Source organism: Paenibacillus planticolens (genome assembly GCF_013141725.1).
GTDB lineage: Bacteria > Bacillota > Bacilli > Paenibacillales > NBRC-103111 > Paenibacillus_E > Paenibacillus_E planticolens.
The window spans coordinates 1-18,560 of the sequence record NZ_WHNZ01000068.1; the positions used below are offsets into that span (position 1 = coordinate 1).

The following is an 18,560-nucleotide window of genomic DNA, read 5'->3' on the forward strand; positions in this document are numbered from 1 at the left end:
TACGCAACATTTACTTCGATAAATGCATCCTATGTCAAGCTCGAAGCAACAGCAGGCGTTAACGGATGGGCATCGGCTGCGGAGATCAATGTATGTCTTGATTCACCGGAAGTGCCGCAAGCTGTTATAGCCGGACCCGTTAAGGTGAACTCTGGGCAAGCCTTCAGTCTGACGATGGGATTGACCGGCGTTACGCAAAGCGTATACCAGCAACTGTACGCTCAAGATTTTACATTAAAGTATGCCCCTTCAAGTGTGCAATTCGATTCGGTGACATCCCTGAAAGACGGGATCCAAGTCATCGATCAAAAGGAAACAGCGCCGGGTCAACTCCGGATTGTGGCTGCCAGCGTGGGCGCGAACGTGCCTGCCCAAGGCGATTTGCTCGCCATTAAATTTACGGCTAAATCTGTCACCCAGGCAACCAATACGACAATTTCTGTAGGCAATGTTGTTATTGCTAACGGGGAGGGGAATGAGCTGCAGGTCGGCGGTGCTTCCCGCGAGCTACAAATAACTGTATCTAGCATATCTGTAGATAAGTCGCTTTTGAACGCAACGATTGCAAGCGCTCAGGCGAAGTACAATGCAGCAGTTGAAGGCAATGAGGACGGATTGTATGTGATTGGATCCAAAGCCCAATTGCAGTCGGCTATCGATGCAGCCAAAGCGGCAGCAAACGATTCGAATGCTACCCAGCAGCAGGTGGATGGCGCGAAAGCCGCATTGGAAGCGGCAATTCAACTGTTCGAAAGCAAGAAAATAACCGCAGATGTCAATGGAGGCGGTGTCTCCATTGGAGACCTGGCTGTGGTTGCAGCCGCTTACGGCAAACAACAAGGTCAAGCGGGCTGGAATGAGAAAGCGGATGTCAACCATGACGGCAAAGTTGACATTGTTGACCTTGCTATTGTAGCTAAAGCGATTTTGCAGTAAAAAAACGAAAGTGGTTAATAGTTGAAGGAATGGAGTAACAAAAAACTCATGAGGGTGTCGACACCTTCATGAGTTTTTGTCTAGTTAGGTAGTTGTACCTATCGTATGGACATTGATTCCAGCGTTTTGAAGGCTTATTTAATTATTTTATAGAATAATCACTATTTTTGATAGGTGCTTATAAAGAAATTGAAGGATTCTTTGATTTTTGTTGTTCCTTTTGTAAGGGTTCGAATGTATGCTCAGCGAACAAGAAAATGTGATGACTCATTACCAGATGGAAAACACCATTCAAAATGAATACCCTACTGCGCGAAGAAATGTTATTTAAGGAGATGCTAAGATGGCTACGTTCACAATTGAAGGCAAACAGTTTATTTATAACGGCGAACCTATTCGAATCCTGTCTGGAGCAATGCATTATTTCAGAATTGTGCCTGAATATTGGAAAGATAGGTTGTTGAAATTAAAAGCTTGCGGTTTTAACACGGTTGAAACCTATGTAGCCTGGAATATCCATGAACCGAGAGAAGGGCAGTTTAACTTTCAAGGTATCGCCGATGTTGAGCGTTTTGTTCAAATAGCGGGAGAATTAGGACTGCACGTCATTATTCGGCCGAGTCCGTACATTTGCGCGGAGTGGGAATTTGGCGGGTTGCCTTACTGGCTCCTTAAGGACCCTTCCATGCAATTACGTTGTTGCTATAAGCCTTATTTGGATAAAATAGACACCTACTACAACGAATTGTTGGCAAGGTTTAAACCTCTTCTTTGTACGAATGGCGGACCGATTATCGCTATGCAAATTGAAAATGAATACGGAAGTTATGGCACAGATAAGGAATATCTGGCGTATTTAAAGCAAGCCATGATCAGCCGTGGAATGGATGTACTGCTATTCACATCGGACGGGTATGACGATTCCAATCTACAAGGAGGTACGTTAATTCCTGATGTGTTAGCAACAGTCAATTTCGGTTCGCGGCCTGAAGAAGCATTTGCCAAATTGCAGGAATATCAGACAGAAAGTCCGTTGGTATGCATGGAATATTGGAATGGCTGGTTCGATTATTGGGGAGATGAACATCACCAGAGAGATAATGACGATGTGGTGGACGTATTGGACCGGATACTGAAATTGGGTGCTTCCGTTAATTTCTATATGTTCCACGGCGGCACGAATTTTGGTTTTTATAACGGAGCTGGTTTTTTGGGTAAATATGAACCGACCGCAACCAGTTATGATTATCACGCGATGTTGAATGAATCCGGAGATATTACGGACAAATACATCGCAGTTCGAGAATTGCTTTCCAAGTATGTGGATTTGGCGGATGTTGAAATTCCCTCTTCCATTCCAAAGAAACAATACGGCATTGTCCGCCTAACAGAGCAAACGAGGCTATTTGATTCGCTTAATCAGTTATCCTCCCCGATAACAAGTAAATGTCCAATAACGATGGAACAATTGGATCAGGATTACGGTTTTATTTTGTATACGACACAGATATCGGGCCCAAGGGCAATGAATAAACTCGTACTCCAACAAGTACATGACAGGGCACTCATTTTCCTGGATGGGATTTATCAGGGGGTGGTGGAAAGAAACACGCATGATCAGACAGTGGAAATAAAAGAGAATGACATTATGGTAGAAATACCTCCCGAAGGCGCGACATTAAGTGTTTTAGTGGAAAATATGGGCCGGATTAATTATGGTTATGGCTTGAAAGATCCAAAAGGGATTACAGAAGGAGTTCGTTTTGAACGAGGTTTTTTGCACGATTGGAAGATTCACTCGCTTCCTCTAAATAATCTATCGAAACTCGCATTCGGGGATATGCCAGAAAATGCTTCTTTTACGCCTACTTTTTATAAAGGCAAGTTTCATGTTGACGAGGTTGGGGACACTTTCTTGAAGCTGGAAGGTTGGACAAAGGGGGTGGCTTACATTAACGGCTATAATCTCGGACGTTATTGGGACATTGGTCCGCAGAAAACATTATATATCCCAGGACCGCTTTTGCGCGAAGGGGAAAATGAGTTAATCGTGTTCGAACTGCATGGCACAAACAATCCAATTGTGATTTTTCAAGACTTTGCTGAGTTAGGGTAGTTTGTTGGAAATTATTCGGTCACTAACGATAATCTTATATAAATAATAGATGACTTAATTGGAGGAATTATCTTGAGAAAAATTACCGCAGTCCTTGTAGGTGCCGGCCAGAGAGGCGCTGGCGCATACGGATCTTATGCGTTGAAGTGCCCGGATCAAGTTCAATTTGTCGCTGTTGCAGAGATTGATCCAGTGCGAAGAAAACAATTTATGCTTGAACATAATATTCCCGCAGAACACGGCTATGAAAGCTGGGAACAAGTATTAGCAGAGCCCAAGTTAGCTGATGCGATGCTTGTTTGCACCCAGGACCAGATGCACTTTTTACCAGCATGTAATGCGCTGAGAAAAGGATATCATGTCCTGCTTGAGAAACCGATGTCACACGATCCATTAGAATGCATCATTTTAGGGGAAATCGCTGAGTCGTACCAGCGGGTATTTTCCATCTGCCATGTGTTAAGATTTACAGATTTTTTCAAGACGATTAAAAAGTTGTTACAACAAGGCCGCATCGGCAAATTAGTTACGATCCAGCACACGGAGAATGTTGAATATGCCCATTACGCCCATAGCTTTGTAAGAGGCAACTGGAGAAACTCCAAGGAATCCAGCCCGATGATATTAGCTAAAAGCTGCCATGACATGGATATTTTATTGTGGTTAGCCGATGCGAATTGTACAAAAATAGCTTCTTTCGGCTCTTTAACGCATTTTCAGAAAGAGAATGCTCCTAAGGGCGCACCAAAAATGTGTTTGGATGGTTGTCCCGTTGAAGATGAATGTCCTTATTATGCGCCTAAAATTTACATTGATCGGGATGATTGGATTAACAAAGTTCTCCGCACAGTCGTTAGTAACGATACAAGCGATGAAGGCGTACTCCATGCTTTGAAGGAGGGGCCATACGGCAGATGTGTGTACCAGTGCGATAATGATGTCGTTGACCATCAGGTGGTCAATATGGAATTTGATAACGGGGTAACGGTTGCTTTTACGATGAGCGCTTTTACATTTGAAGGTGGGAGATCGTTGAAGCTGATGGGATCTAACGGGCAAATCAGAGCGGATATGGAAAGGAACGAAATCGAAATCACGAGTTTTTTGACTGGGGAAAAGGAGATCATTCGCCTTGAGACATCGCATGAGGGGCATGGTGGGGGAGATGAAGGTATTATGGAAGATTTCGTAAGATTGGTGAGTCAAGAGGGAAATGTAGAAGGACTCACTTCAGCTCATGTGTCTGTTCAAAGCCATCTTATGGCTTTTGCAGCTGAGAAGTCCCGTTTGGAGAATTGTGTTATCCAAATGGGTGAATTCTATGAATTATTAAAAACAAATTTGCCAGCTAGATGAACAAGAGGCGGAAGTAATGACGTCGGTTGCGGCAGCGCATAAATTGCATCAAGAGAGGCTGGTTGCAAGTCAATCAGTCTCTTCTAAATTGGGCTCCTGCTCGAACATGTTAGTAAGAACTATGTGATGGGCGGGGAAACGATTCGGGCATTGGATGATATTTCCCTGGAAATCGAGCATGGCGAGTTCGTGGCGATTATGGGCCCTTCGGGGTCGGGGAAGTCGACGCTTATGAACATTATTGGGTGTTTGGATATTGCTGATCATGGAGACTATGTGTTGGATGGGAAGGCAATTAATCAGCTGAGGGATGCTCAGTTGGCTGAAATACGGAATCGGAAGTTCGGCTTCGTGCTTCAGAACTTTAACTTACTGCCACGATTAAATGCGTACGAGAATGTGAAGCTGCCGCTCATTTATCGGGGGATGAGCAGGAAAGAGCGGGAGCCGCTTGTCAGACAGGCATTGGAAGCTGTGGTTTGGTAGACCGTAGGCGGCATCTGCCTTCGGAGCTGTCAGGCGGGCAGCAGCAGCGGGTTGCGATTGCCCGTATGTTGGCTGGCGATCCGGCGATTATTCTCGCGGATGAGCCGACAGGAGCGCTGGATTCGAAGACGGGTGTGGAGATCTTGGAGATTTTTAAGAGTTTGAATGAGCAGGGCAGGACTATTGTGTTGATTACGCACGATCTGGCGATTGCACAGCAGGCGAAGCGGGTTGTGTATTTTCGAGATGGGCGGCTCTCTGAGGTTGGATAGGTGGAAAAGGACCGGGACTCCGAGGGGGTGCCGGTTTTTGCTTCATTTGGCGTCGGCTAATCACCGATTATGAACAAGCGGGAGCATCTCGGTTTTCAGACAACATTACCCTCGGGTTGCGGCAAGTCTGGATTATTATTGCCCTAAAGCTGGTGGCCATGCCAAACGATTGCTAGGAATGGCTGAAGCCCAAGCCTTCATTAAACATTTCATTGAAGAGACACAAGCCAAGTACTTGATCATTCAGGATCAACCCGAGTTGGAGTCTCTAGGCGCCGCACTTACGGAGACTGAAACTGACATTACGGTGTGGAACGCTGCCGGGGCTGATCGTGATGGCAGAGAGAAACTCGTAGCAATCGCGGCAGGAGCTGATATTGGTATTGTAACAGTAGATCATGCTATTGCTTACACAGGTTCACTAGTTGTTACTTCAGCCCCGACTAAGGGAAGAAGTGTCAGTTTACTGCCCACAACACTGATTGCCATCATTCCTGTGGAGCGATTAAAGACAAGGTTGAGTGAAGTACTCCGGCCTTTTGATAAACTGGAAATGAAGGATAGACCGGCGGGCATCCATTTTATTTCTGGTCCAAGTCGTTCTGCTGATATTGAAAATGATTTGACGATCGGCGTACATGGTCCAGGTGTTGTATATGCACTTATCATTGAATAAACATAGAACTTTCATTAGGCTGCTACAGTCCATTGAGGGTTGAGGCCGATCTTGGTTCGAATCTTTACGTGACATATCTGATTTCCTGAATGGTTATTACGGAGAACAATAGTTCACTTCGAAAGAGCTGCCGGGTGGCAGCTCTTTGTTCTGCTAGCAGTATATGTAGAGGGACTTTAGGATTTTACGTTGCTTCGTGTCCACAACCTCAAAAAATTCGATAATACTGGGGAAGATCTCGAGGATTTGATCTCCATCGGGACGATTGGATTGATTAAGGCGATTGAATCGTTCTCACCGAATAAGGGCACGAAGCTTGCGACTTTTGCGGCTCGCTGTATCGAGAACGAGATTCTGATGCATCTACGCTCACTGAAGAAAACACGCAAGGATGTGTCCTTACATGATCCCATCGGAACGGACAAAGAGGGGAATGAAATTACGTTGATCGACATCCTCGGCACGGAAGCCGACGATGTCGTGGATAAGGTGCAGCTCAAGATAGAAAAGAGCAAGATTTACCGGAACTTAGAGATTTTGGACGATCGCGAGAAAGAAGTTGTGGTAGGGCGGTTTGGACTTGAGTTAGGCGGGGAAGAGCGGACGCAGCGGGAGATTGCGAAGGAGCTGGGGATTAGCCGCTCCTATGTGTCGCGGATTGAGAAAAGGGCGCTCATGAAGCTGTATCATGAGTTTTATAAGGCGAAGCGGTAAGGTTGATGAGTCGCACACTTCATTTATTTGGGTTCAAGTAATGGAGGCGAAGGGAATGACCTTAATCCAGATTGAACATGTGAGTAAGAACTATGTGATGGGCGGGGAAACGATTCAGGCTTTGGATGATATTTCCCTGGAAATCGATCATGGCGAGTTCGTGGCGATTATGGGCCCGTCGGGGTCCGGGAAATCAACGCTGATGAATATCATTGGCTGCTTGGATATTGCAGATCATGGGAATTATATGCTGGACGGGAAGGCAATTAATCAACTGAAGGATGCTCAGCTGGCTGAAATAAGGAATCGGAAGATCGGATTCGTCTTTCAGAACTTTAATCTGTTACCTCGGCTTAATGCGTATGAGAATGTAGAACTGCCGCTCATTTACCGAGGGATGAGCAGGAAAGAGCGGGAGCCGCTTGTCATGAAGGCTTTGGAAGCGGTGGATTTAGTGGAACGCAGGCGGCATCTGCCTTCGGAGCTTTCCGGCGGGCAGCAGCAGCGGGTTGCGATTGCAAGAACGTTGGCAAGCGATCCGGCGATTATTCTTGCGGATGAGCCGACGGGGGCGCTGGATTCGAAGACGGGTGTGGAGATTTTGGAGATTTTTAAGAGATTGAATGAGCAGGGCAGGACGATTGTTTTGATTACACATGATCTGGCGATTGCGCAGCAGGCGAAGCGGGTTGTGTATTTCAGGGATGGGAAATTGAGTGAGGTTGGGTAGGAAGAGGGCCGGTACTCCGATGGGGTGCCGGTTTGTTTATGTGGGTTGATCTCATCTTCAAACCGAGCATAACCAGTAATATGGTGGTGAAGAAATGGAGTGTATGGGTTGCTAGGGTTGGTGAGGTAATGGTGAGTTTGGGCTTCGCCTCCTAAAGAGTATCGTGATCTATATGGCAATACATATTCCAAGTGAATTGGATTTCATCGTGGCCAAAGCATCTTAATAAACCGATGATCTTGTTCAATAATGTTGTTAAGATATTTCTTTTGTCGTAATGTTTCTTGTTTCATAGCCTTCTCGTCCTTTAATTGCTGAACTGCGATAGGGGTAAGCTGGGTTCTTATCGACAGTGATCACGCGAGGCGATTGATTGTGTGTTGAAGTCAATGCTTCTTGAAAAATCGTTTGGCAGCGGGAGCGTCTCGATTCTCAGACAACATGAAATCAATCGTATTTCCGTTTGAATCTACTGCTCTGTAAAGATATTTCCACTGTCCTTTAACTTTAATATAGGTTTCATCAGTTCGGAAGGAATCATTTGTCGGCTTTAAATAGGGACGAATTCGCTTGTCTGGTTCCGGTCCAAACTCATGAACCCATCTCATGATGGTTGTATGAGCCATCCTAAGACCTCGTTCTTCCATCATCTCCACTAGATCCCGATAACTTAGGCTATATTTCAAATTACCATCTTACTGTTATCAAGATAACATCTGATTCATACTGCTTCCACTTAAACAAATCTAATCCTGTTTCCAACGTAATTGCCCCATCCAAAGAATTCATTTCAATCATGGTATCATGGATTAAAACTTTGCACCACATCCTGCTCGTTAAAATTCCCAAAAGGGAATGCTTTAAACAGAAAAAGCACACCCCTCTACCAAAGCAGTAAGATGTGCTGGAAGAAACCATTATTTAATCGAATCGGGTTCGAACACGATAACTCTCGGGTTTGATAGCTGATGGCATTCACGGAATGCAAAATGCTTGCACCCAAGACATTGAGAGTGGTTAAGTTTTGTTAGTGCAAAGCAAACCGCGTCGCCTGTTTTTTCAAAAAAGTGTTCCTGCCCAATGATTTCGTATAATCCTGTCTTTTGAAGCATTTTGCGCGGCTGATTTTGTATTTCGGAAATGATTATGGTGCTACCGTGCTTTTTAAAGTGCTTGACGATACTTGACAAATTGGCTTCCCCTGTTGTGTCCATATAGGGAACATTGCCCATTCTCAATATCAGCACTTTGGGTTTGTAATTGATTTCATCCATAATGGATTTCTCAAACGTATTAGCAACCCCAAAGAACAAAGCCCCTTCGACGGTGTAGATACTGATTTGAGGGCAATTATGTTGCTCATGAACCATATGCGCGGATACTTTTTCGTTCTTATCGGAAGGGTCGGGCAAGACCTTGGCAGTAATAAGTAGTTTGCTCATATGTTTCACAAAAATGATACCTGACAAGATTAATCCAACCTCAACAGCAGTTGTCAAATCTGTGAAAACTGTAAGAAGAAAAGTAATAAGCAAAACCAATGACTCCGCAGTTTTGGTTTTTAAAACATGTGCAAACTCTTTACGTTCGCTCATATTCCAAGCAACAACCATTAAAATGGGTGCCATACTCGCTAGAGGAATGTTTGAGGCATATGGAGCAAATAAGAACAAAACCAACAAGACGACAATACCGTGAACAACTCCAGAGAATGGAGACTCCGCTCCGTTTTTAATATTTGTTGCAGTTCGGGCAATAGCTCCCGTTGCAGGAATACCCCCGAACAACGGAGTCATCATATTGGCGATCCCTTGACCAATCAATTCACGGTTGCTGTTATGTCTGGTTCCTGACATTCCGTCAGCAACTACGGCTGAAAGCAAGGATTCAATGCCGCCTAACATGGCTATTACAAAAGCGGGCTTTATTAAAGATTGAATGTGTTCAATTGAAAGTGCAGGAAAGTGTATAATAGGCAAGCTTTTTGGAATTGCACCATAGGTAGAACCGATGGTTGCAATTTTGTCAGGATAGAATATGGATGCTACAACAGTAGAAATCAATAATCCCACTAATGAGCCAGGAATTTTACGAAACAGCTTTGGTGTTAAAATGATAAGCACCAGACAAATCAGAGCAGTTAAGATACTGTAAATATTGATTGTTGAAATATGAATGCCTAATTCTTTCATATTGGAAAGAAGATCCTGATGCTTTTGAAGATTACGCAATCCAAGAAAATTGGCAATTTGTCCTGTAAATATGGTAACGGCAATTCCTGTGGTAAAACCTATTGTGACAGGACGAGGAATAAATTTAATTACAGCACCTAATTTAAAAATCCCCATGAATAGCAAAATGACCCCTGCCATAAAACCTGCGATAAGCAGGTTTTCGTACCCATATTGCATAACAATCGCAAATAGAATGGGTATAAATGCACCTGTCGGACCGCCAATTTGGAATTTTGAACCACCAAATAATGAGATCAGTATTCCTGCTACGATCGTTGTATATAATCCATATTCAGGTTTCACCCCCGATGCAATTGCAAACGCCATTCCTAATGGAATGGCGACAATACCTACAATCAAACCTGAAATCAAGTCTTTTTGTAGTTTTTTCCAATTATACCCCTGGAATCTGCTGCTAAAAGAGATCTTCATATCCAATCCCACCAACTTATAAATATTTGATTATTTGAATATACATAAAATCATATATCTAAAATAATCAGGTGTCAAATCTTAATTCCACAGATAAATAATAGAAATAAACAAAAAAAGGAAGTAAATCGAAATAACCCGATCTACCCCTTTTTTGTAATGAATTACTGATTCTTTATATTTTCTAACATTGAAATAGCATTAATAAGGTGATTGTCATAAATCTGTTTGGCAACAATTAGCAGGTCCGTAATTAGAGGGTCTGTTAAAGAGTATATCACTGAAGTTCCGTCTTTAATCCCACGAACTACGTTTTTATTTCTTAATACGGCTAACTGTTGTGAAACGGCAGAACCTTCACTGCCCAATATAGTTTGTATCTCATTAACGTTCTTGTCGCCCTCGGCTAAAACTTCAAGGATTCTTATACGCAAAGGGTGTGCTAACGCTTTGAAAAAATCGGCTTTAAAATGCTGTATTTCTTGAAACATAGCGTTCTCCTCTAAATGTTCGAAAATTTGAATATATAGAATATCTTATCACAAATTGGAAAGCAATGTAGCAAGTTTAAAAAAGTCCTTTGCGTATTTAAATTTAAATTTAAATACTTTTTAGTCATAGTATAAGTTATGAACATTCAAAAAATCAAATATTTTGTTATTTAAAACTATATGTTAGGATTGGATCTGAATGTTTGTTGATAACGAAATATATATAGCTTCAAGAAAATATCTTATCGACAATGGCATGCGAACTTTAAATGGTCTAGGTGCAGAACATATTTGTAAGGTCTGCATTCAAAATGGCGGTTCTTGTTGTCGCAGTTGCAATCACTTAATAGACGGTGTAGGCTGTCAGAACAGAAATACAAGTCTGGTCGCGGTAATGGGACCTTCGGGCTCGGGAAAAGTACATTTCTGTCCATAGCATGAGCACTTCTTGAACCAACAAGTGGGGATGTTCTACTCGATGGAGAATCTATCATCGGCAAAAACAAGCCAAATGAGCAAAAGAGTTACTCGATAAGATGGGATTGCCTAATCGTCGAACAGCATATCCTGAGAAACTTTCAGGGGGGGGAACGTCAGTGGGTCGCTATCGCAAGAGCCTTAATGAATGACCCAGCGGTACTGTTCGCAGATGAACCAACAGCAAGCTTAGATGCATCTCGAGGTCACGATGTTGTAAGTATGATCGCGAAGCAAGTAAAGGATCAGCGAAAGAGTGCGGTTATGGTTACGCATGATGACCGAGTTTTGTCGCTTTGTGATCGAGTGTTATTCTTGGAAAACGGGAAACTCATTCATCGTTAATTTCGTCAGAGGGAATCTGCTGTTTTATAGACAGTATTGGTTGTTTTGTTAGAATTTTGAGAGAACGATTTGATAGAATAGAGCAGCACAGTATAATTACTGTGCTGCTTTGATTTCAATTTAGCGCGGAACTTATCATGGTTCATGGGTAAAAAGCAGAAGGTACTTTGGTTTGAAACCATAGCGCCTTTTGCTTTTCTTCGTATAAGCTCCGCTCATTCAAACATCAGTGTCACACACAAATCTGTTATTGTTGAAAATGAGGGTACTGTGTTATTTTGGTTAGAAGGTTAACCTATGGTAACACAGTGGGTGTTCCAAATCTAGATTCAGAAAATATGATTATGAGGAGCGTGTGTCTGTATACTTTTCAATATGAGCAGAAATGTTAAATCACTCCTTTATGATTACCTGACTTTAAAAAAGAGGATTTTTATGATCTTCTTATTCAGCTCGTTGATTCCGTTTATTAGCATCGGTGTGATTTCTTACTATACGATCTACTCCATTCTTACAAATAAAATTCAAAGCGGCATTCAAAGTAATTTAAAACAAGTTGAGCTCTCGTTAGAGGGCACCATCAGTAATTTGAACCATGTATCCCAACAGCTTGCATTTGAAGGTAGCGTAGGCAAGAAATTAGATCAATTGTTATCGAGTACAGATAGTCAACCCTACGAACGAGTCAAAATGAAAAGCAATCTGAAGGATGAATTAAGCCTTATTACTTTCACGAATCCCAGTATCGGATTAACCCTCTATTATTTCCAGCATGATCATTCCTATGATCTTGAAAATTCGGGAGTCAAGAATAGCTTCTCTCCGGAACAATTGCCATTGCTTGCCCAATACTCTGGAATTTCCTATTATGGTCCGCATGTAAGCAACAATGCATTTGATAATCAATATGTGTTGTCTGCTTTAAGAAAAGTAGAACTGCCTAATCGGGATGATGTTTATGTTTACATTGAAACAGGATTCCATTTGACACAAAGCATCCTAAATAATGATCAAACCGGAGTTAAGAACTCTCATATATTCCTTGACAATGATGGTAGAATTGCCTACAGCGAATTACCGAACACATTTGCAATGGATACCAAATTCCCTGGCTTCGAAAACGGAAAATCTTCAGGCACACAAAATGAGTTTTACTGGTTCAGGCAAGAAAGTAATCAAGGCTGGAGCATTGTCTCTGTGATTCCTAAAGCAGATTATAATAAAGAAATAAATCGATGGTTCTTTCAAATTCTACTATTTTCGTTAGTTTTTTTGGGAATGAGTCTGTTTTTAGCTTGGCTATTATGGAAAATGGTGTATCGACCTTTAAATGGCTTCAATAAAGAGATTAAGCTGATGGCGCAAAATCGAATCCAATCTGGTATAGCAAGAACAAGAATACCAGAATTTGATTATCTCTTGGATCAATTTCGACAAATGAAAGAACAAATTTGGGATTTGTTCGCGGAAGTTGAACAGAAAGAAAAGCGCAGAGTTGATCTTGAAGTCGAGAAATTGCTTTATCAAATCAATCCTCATTTTTTGATGAATACGTTGGATACGGTACACTGGTTGGCTGTCATGAACGGGCAGAACGAAATCGATCGACTTGTAACGTCTTTAAATAAACTGCTGCATTATAATTTAGGCAAGCTAGGACAAGCTTCAACAATGCAAGAGGAAATCGAGGCTTTGAGGCAATACCTTATTTTGCAGCAAATTCGTTATGATTTTCAATTTGATGTGCAGATTCATGTGGATGAAGAGGTATTGAAAATGCCGATTCCGCGGTTCATCCTTCAACCGCTCGTGGAAAACTCGCTTTATCATGGTCTAAGCGATGATGGCTTCATCCGAGTCGAAGTGAAATTAACACAAACGATTAATATTTCGATTCACGATAACGGCTCAGGAATGTCAGAAGAAATCATACAAAATTTATTAAATAACTCAGAAGTTGAAAATAGGAAGGTCGGTATGGGCATCGGGATGAACTATGTAAAGCGTATGATTGATTCGCAATATGGTGAGCGTGCTAAGGTGGAAATTCATAGTGTCGTAGGGAAAGGAACGAGCATTTTGTTGAGCCTGCCCCTCTCGGAGGTGGAACCAAATCATGATTAAAGTGATGATCGTTGATGATGATAAACTAGTTCGAAAAGGCCTTATCTCGGCAATGCCATGGCAGAATTTCGATATGGAGGTTGTCGGGGAAGCAAGCAATGGCGAAAAGGCAATGGAATTTTTAGAATCTAATACTGTTGATTTGCTGCTTACTGACCTTGCAATGCCTGTTATGTCGGGCATTGAATTAATAAAGAGGGTCCGTAAAGAGTTCACTCATATCTATATCGTTGTATTGACCCTCCATCAGGATTTTGAATACATCCAAGAGGCGCTTAGATTAGGCGCGATTGATTACATTGCTAAGGTTCAACTTGAAAAGGAGCGCTTTGAGGAAGTGCTTGAAAGGATCTACAACCGGATTGCCCAAGAACAAAAACGTGCTCTGGATCTAAATGAGATTTATACAAGCGATCGAGGCTATGCATTGCTCTCATTAAATAATGATGTTGGAGATTATTGGGTAGAGGAGTGGTGCGAAAACGCGAATCAAGTCATGATTGAAGTGGACATGAACCTTTGGCTTTGGACACCACCAGCGGAGCCGTCTAGCGAATTATGGTTGGAAGGGCTTACACAAGAGGTCAGCACGAAATCGGGATGGGCCTTGATAAATCTGATCGGTCTCTACGGCAGGCCCCATAAAGATGTACATCGTTGGTTAAGAGAATATAGAGAGAAGGATTTCTTTTACGATTATGATTTAGATTCTAGTATGGGGTCGATCGTGCTGCAAGAATGGGGCTGTCCCAAGCAAACACAGTCTGAACAAAGTATAAATCAACTGAAAGAGCAATGGTCGTCTTACGAATGGATTTATCAGAACAGTTTATTTAAGCAGCATATCGATGCTTTAAAGATGATGCGGTTACCTCAGGCGAAGCTTTTCGGGCTGCTGTATGCATTAATCGATAAGTGGAATCTTTTATTTTATCCTGTGAGCTTAGTGGAAATTGAACTGCTGGAGTCATTTGATTACTGGTATCAAGTCGATGAATGGTTTATAAACACACGGAACACGATACGTAACGCTATAGATAAACCTACCTTTTCGCAAGAGGTTATGGAGAGCATTGTTAGAGCTGTGTATATAGCTCATGAAGAGATGAATCAACAGATTACAGCGGTAAACATTGCTAGAAGAGTCAATATGAGTCGAAGCTACTTCAGTCAATGCTTTAAAGAAATTGTTGGCATGAATTTTAGTGACTATTTACGTCAGGTTCGTATCGAAAAAGCAAAGGTGTTTCTGCTCTATACCAACAAAACAATACTTTGGATTGCAGAGAATGTTGGGTATATGGATGAAAAGTATTTTAGCCGCACCTTTCGTGAGCAAACGGACATGCTTCCGAGCAAATATCGGCAAACACGGGGCACAGGTAGAGAAATGTCCGATACATAGGGGGGCAAAAGTTAATAGCTGAAAAAAAAGTCGCAAAGTCTTGCTAATCGTCGGTCATTTGGCTCTCTAAACATGCAACCGTCGCCTATCCTAGCTAGAGACCTTTGTGTGATACCCTTTACATGTGGACTAATTGAAAAGAGAAAGAAGGGGCACACATGAGCAAATTAATAAAAGGCATTCAGATTTTACTTGCAGGCATGATAGTTGTATTACCCGCATGTAGTAATTCAAGCTCTTCCAAAGAATCCCCGAAGCCTTCAACGGATGCAGTGCAAAAAGCTGCGGATCCATTTGGTAAATCCGAGAAACCAATCACGCTTAGAATTGGGAAAGAAGTCGATGCGTCGGATAAAAGCTTACCAGCCGGAGACTCTCCCGAGAACAATCAGTATACCCGTTATGTGAAAGAAAACTTAAACATTGACACGAAGATTGTCTGGCAGGCCGCTGGGGGAAAAGATTACGAACAGAAGGTGAATTTATCCATTGCCAGTAATGACTTGCCTGATGCGTTAATTGTGAAGGAGACGCAGTTCAGACAAATGGTAAAAAGCGGCCAGCTTGAGGATCTAACCGATGTTTACAATAAATACGCTTCGCCAACCATTAAAGGCATTATTGAAACAACGAATGGGCTTGCACTCAAATCAGTTACAGTGGATGGGAAAATGTATGCTTTGCCAAACGTAACCCCGGAATCAGATATGGTACATTACATGTGGATTCGCAAGGATTGGTTAGATAAGCTAGGCCTACAGCCTCCAAAGACGATGGATGAGTTGGAAAAAGTGGCAAAAGCCTTCGTTGAGCAGGATCCCGACGGTAATGGGAAGGCAGACACCATCGGTATTGCAGGTCCGCAACTAGGCGGAAAGCTCAATGCGGATTTTATTAATCCGAATAGCAACAACTATGGGTTTGACCCCATCTTTGCTTCATTCCATTCTTATCCGGGATATTGGCTAAAAGGCTCTAATGGCAAAGCAACGTACGGTTCCATTCAGCCTGAAACGAAACAAGCGCTTTCCAAGTTGCGGGATTTCTATACCAAAGGTTTAATCGATAAGGAAATGAGCATTCGCAAGGATGCACAGGAATCAATCAAGAATGGAACAGCGGGCATCTATTTTGGTGTATGGTGGTCAGGTGGGTATGGTCCGTTAGCGGATGCGTTTAAGAATAATCCGAAGGCAAATTGGCAGGCCTATACCGCACCTCTTGATGTGAATGGCGAATTTACTCCGCATATGGGTAACCCATCGAACCAATATCTCGTTGTTCGGAAGGGATATGAGCATCCTGAAGCGGCGATTCAAATGCAAAATCTCTTGTATCGAGATGAATCGAAATTCGATGTGAATGTTGCGATTAGCAATTATCCATTACGTCTGGTCTTTGCCTCGATGGATGTCATGGATGTTACCTATAAAATGTTGAAAGAGGTTTTAGCCGGCACTAAGAAGCCGGAAGACTTAAATCTTCCCGGATACAATCTATTAAAAGCTGACGCTGAAAACGTAAAAAAGGTTAAATTGGAGCCTTACGACAATTATGATATCCAGTATTGGAACCCCAATGCGGATTTGGGTGTATGGAAACGAATGTATTCCACCTTCGTCGGCATCTCACCACTGCAAAAGCCTTATAAAAAAACATATAGCTTAACCTACTCGCAGACCAAAACCATGGAAAGCCGATGGGCTGCACTGGATAAATTGGAAAAGGAAACATTTCTCAAAATTATAATGGGTGCTGCCCCGTTAGATTCCTTCGATCAGTTTGTACTAGATTGGAAGAAGCAAGGCGGAGATCAAATTCTTGCAGAAATAGACGAGGTTGCAAAACCGTAAATATCCCTAAAGGCGTCAGCGAAATCTGATGCCTTTCTCTTAATAAGCGAGAATGGAAGTGATTTACAGAATGATAACTAAGGGTTATGCCAAGCATTACTATCTCATGCTCCTCCCTGGATTTATTTGGTTGACTCTGTTCAGTATCGTTCCTATGTTCGGAATCGTCATCGCTTTTCAGGACTTTAATCCTGGCTTAGGCATGTTTCATTCCGAATGGGTTGGATTGGAAAATTTCAAGTATATGTTTGCGCTTAATGATAGTAAAACAATTTTTATCAACACGATTTTTATTGCTGTAATGAAAATTATCGCCAATATGATTGTACCGCTTGCCTTTGCCCTGATGTTGAATGAATTGCGTATCACCATTTTAAAGAGATGGATTCAGACAATTGTTTATTTACCCCATTTTTTATCTTGGGTTATTCTTTCCGATATTCTTTTGGATATCTTGTCTTACAAAGGACCGGTTAACGGGATCTTGTCTGTGTTTGGGATAAGCCCAACTTTATTTTTTGCCAGAGCGGATTTGTTTCCCTTCATTGTTGTTGGAAGCGATGTTTGGAAGGAATTTGGATTCAATACGATTATTTTTTTGGCGGCTTTGACGGGCATCAATCCCTCTTTATATGAAGCGGCTGCGATTGATGGCGCATCGCGTTTGCAACAGCTGCTAAATGTCACGCTGCCTGGAATTACTACAACGGTTATTTTGCTCTCTGTACTTAGTCTTGGCAATGTCTTAAATGCTGGATTCGATCAAATATTTAACCTTTATAATCCTCTTGTTTATTCAAGCGGTGATATTATTGACACCTGGGTATATCGAACCGGTTTATTGAATTTACAGTATGGCTTGGCAACGGCCGTTGGACTGTTAAAATCTGTTATCAGTTTTACTTTGATTACAACGTCCTATTTCTTGGCTGCTAGATTTGCAAATTATCGTATTTTTTAATAGCAACCTCTGTGGCGGGTACTTTTCGAATTGATGTTTAGATAAAGGAGCATTACAACTATGGTTATAGAAAAAACATTTGGCTCCAAAGCATTTGATGTTTTGCTTGTTGTGCTTCTCGTTGGCATTGCGCTTCTGTGTGTACTTCCTTTATGGTACACGCTTGTGATCTCGTTAAGTGAGAATGCAGCAGCTTCCTCGGGTCAGGTTGGATTATGGCCGGTGGGGTTTAATTTGAGTTCATATAAAGAAATTATGGGCGACAGCAAATTTTTTAATTCTTTTTGGGTTTCAATACAGCGTGTCGTACTAGGATCCAGTCTTAATTTTGTAATCATCGTTCTCATGAGCTATCCGTTATCCAAAAATGCGAAAGATTTGCCTTTTCGAAATGTACTCATGTGGATTTTGGTTTTTACTATGCTATTTAACGGCGGCTTGATCCCTTGGTATCAAACGGTTAAATCATTCGGATTAATCAATAATATTTGGGCACTCGTGCTAGGGAATAGCGTTCCGGTTTTTAGTGTTATTCTCGTCATTAACTATTTTCGCAATCTGCCTAAGGAGCTAGAAGAGGCGGCGTTAGTAGATGGAGCGGGTCCATGGTACATGCTTGTCAAGATTTATGTTCCACTGGCTGTTCCGGTGCTTGCTACAGTTACTTTATTCAGCATAGTCTATCATTGGAATGAGTTTTTTAACGGTCTTGTGCTGATGTCCAGTGCCGATCATTATCCGCTGCAAACCTACATTCAACAATTGGTCGTTATCATTGATGCACAAACCATGACGGCAGAACAAATTCAAAAGATGAGCGAGCTTTCCAATCAGACATTGAACGCAGCCAAAATCTTTATTGCGATGATTCCCGTCTTGGTCATTTATCCGTTTTTACAAAGATTTTTTATCCATGGGATTACGTTAGGATCTGTTAAGGAGTAATCAAATA

At 42.1% G+C, this 18,560-nt stretch carries 13 protein-coding genes and 3 pseudogenes; 13 read left to right on the top strand and 3 right to left on the bottom strand.

Annotated elements, in window-relative coordinates; all coding sequences use genetic code 11:
- The 7 genes and pseudogenes from GC097_RS28215 to GC097_RS28245 all read left to right on the top strand — a co-directional run.
- Window positions 1-936 (top strand): cohesin domain-containing protein (locus GC097_RS28215; protein ID WP_246294506.1); only part of this gene is annotated, 936 nt, incomplete at its 5' end.
- Between the two features lie 343 nt (window positions 937-1,279).
- Entirely contained in the window at window positions 1,280-3,052 is a 1,773-nt protein-coding gene (locus GC097_RS28220) for a glycoside hydrolase family 35 protein (protein WP_171686625.1), read from the top strand.
- Window positions 3,053-3,124: 72 nt separating this feature from the next.
- Window positions 3,125-4,408, top strand: coding sequence for a Gfo/Idh/MocA family protein (locus GC097_RS28225; protein ID WP_171686626.1), 1,284 nt, complete (start codon window positions 3,125-3,127; stop codon window positions 4,406-4,408).
- 126 nt (window positions 4,409-4,534) lie between these two features.
- Window positions 4,535-5,166 (top strand): annotated as a pseudogene (locus GC097_RS28230) (ABC transporter ATP-binding protein).
- 127 nt (window positions 5,167-5,293) lie between these two features.
- The gene (locus GC097_RS28235) at window positions 5,294-5,842 is read left to right on the top strand and encodes a LutC/YkgG family protein (RefSeq protein WP_281364383.1); all 549 of its coding nucleotides are present in this window, start codon (window positions 5,294-5,296) and stop codon (window positions 5,840-5,842) included.
- A 189-nt stretch (window positions 5,843-6,031) separates the two neighbouring features.
- Entirely contained in the window at window positions 6,032-6,556 is a 525-nt protein-coding gene (sigK, locus tag GC097_RS28240) for an RNA polymerase sporulation sigma factor SigK (protein ID WP_171686628.1), read from the top strand.
- 55 nt (window positions 6,557-6,611) lie between these two features.
- Window positions 6,612-7,286 carry an ABC transporter ATP-binding protein gene (locus tag GC097_RS28245; RefSeq protein ID WP_171686629.1) on the top strand — a complete coding sequence of 225 codons (675 nt, stop codon included), beginning with the start codon at window positions 6,612-6,614 and terminating at the stop codon, window positions 7,284-7,286.
- Between the two features lie 221 nt (window positions 7,287-7,507).
- Here GC097_RS28245 and GC097_RS28250 read toward each other — a convergent pair.
- From GC097_RS28250 to GC097_RS28260, 3 genes and pseudogenes are all read right to left on the bottom strand, one after another.
- Window positions 7,508-8,075 (bottom strand): annotated as a pseudogene (locus GC097_RS28250) (IS6 family transposase); the annotation flags it as partial.
- A 128-nt stretch (window positions 8,076-8,203) separates the two neighbouring features.
- Complete coding sequence (locus GC097_RS28255) at window positions 8,204-9,952, bottom strand: SulP family inorganic anion transporter (protein ID WP_171686630.1); 1,749 nt, start codon at window positions 9,950-9,952, stop codon at window positions 8,204-8,206.
- Between the two features lie 164 nt (window positions 9,953-10,116).
- On the bottom strand, window positions 10,117-10,443 hold the full coding sequence (locus GC097_RS28260; protein WP_171686631.1) for an ArsR/SmtB family transcription factor: 327 nt from the start codon (window positions 10,441-10,443) through the stop codon (window positions 10,117-10,119).
- Window positions 10,444-10,828: 385 nt separating this feature from the next.
- On the opposite strand from GC097_RS28260, the pseudogene GC097_RS28265 reads away from it, so the two are divergent.
- From GC097_RS28265 to GC097_RS28290, 6 genes and pseudogenes are all read left to right on the top strand, one after another.
- Window positions 10,829-11,265: pseudogene (locus GC097_RS28265) on the top strand (ABC transporter ATP-binding protein); the annotation flags it as partial.
- 375 nt (window positions 11,266-11,640) lie between these two features.
- A complete protein-coding gene (locus tag GC097_RS28270; protein ID WP_246294507.1) occupies window positions 11,641-13,389 on the top strand; it encodes a sensor histidine kinase in 1,749 nt (582 codons plus the stop codon).
- Window positions 13,382-14,794, top strand: coding sequence for a response regulator transcription factor (locus tag GC097_RS28275; RefSeq protein WP_171686632.1), 1,413 nt, complete (start codon window positions 13,382-13,384; stop codon window positions 14,792-14,794). The genes GC097_RS28270 and GC097_RS28275 overlap by 8 nt, the downstream gene beginning before the upstream one ends.
- A gap of 158 nt (window positions 14,795-14,952) precedes the next feature.
- Complete coding sequence (locus GC097_RS28280) at window positions 14,953-16,647, top strand: extracellular solute-binding protein (RefSeq protein ID WP_171686633.1); 1,695 nt, start codon at window positions 14,953-14,955, stop codon at window positions 16,645-16,647.
- Between the two features lie 70 nt (window positions 16,648-16,717).
- Window positions 16,718-17,608, top strand: a complete 891-nt coding sequence (locus GC097_RS28285; RefSeq protein WP_171686644.1) for an ABC transporter permease — start codon at window positions 16,718-16,720, stop codon at window positions 17,606-17,608.
- A gap of 60 nt (window positions 17,609-17,668) precedes the next feature.
- Window positions 17,669-18,553 carry a carbohydrate ABC transporter permease gene (locus GC097_RS28290; RefSeq protein ID WP_171686634.1) on the top strand — a complete coding sequence of 295 codons (885 nt, stop codon included), beginning with the start codon at window positions 17,669-17,671 and terminating at the stop codon, window positions 18,551-18,553.
- The last annotated feature ends 7 nt before the right edge of the window (window positions 18,554-18,560 follow it).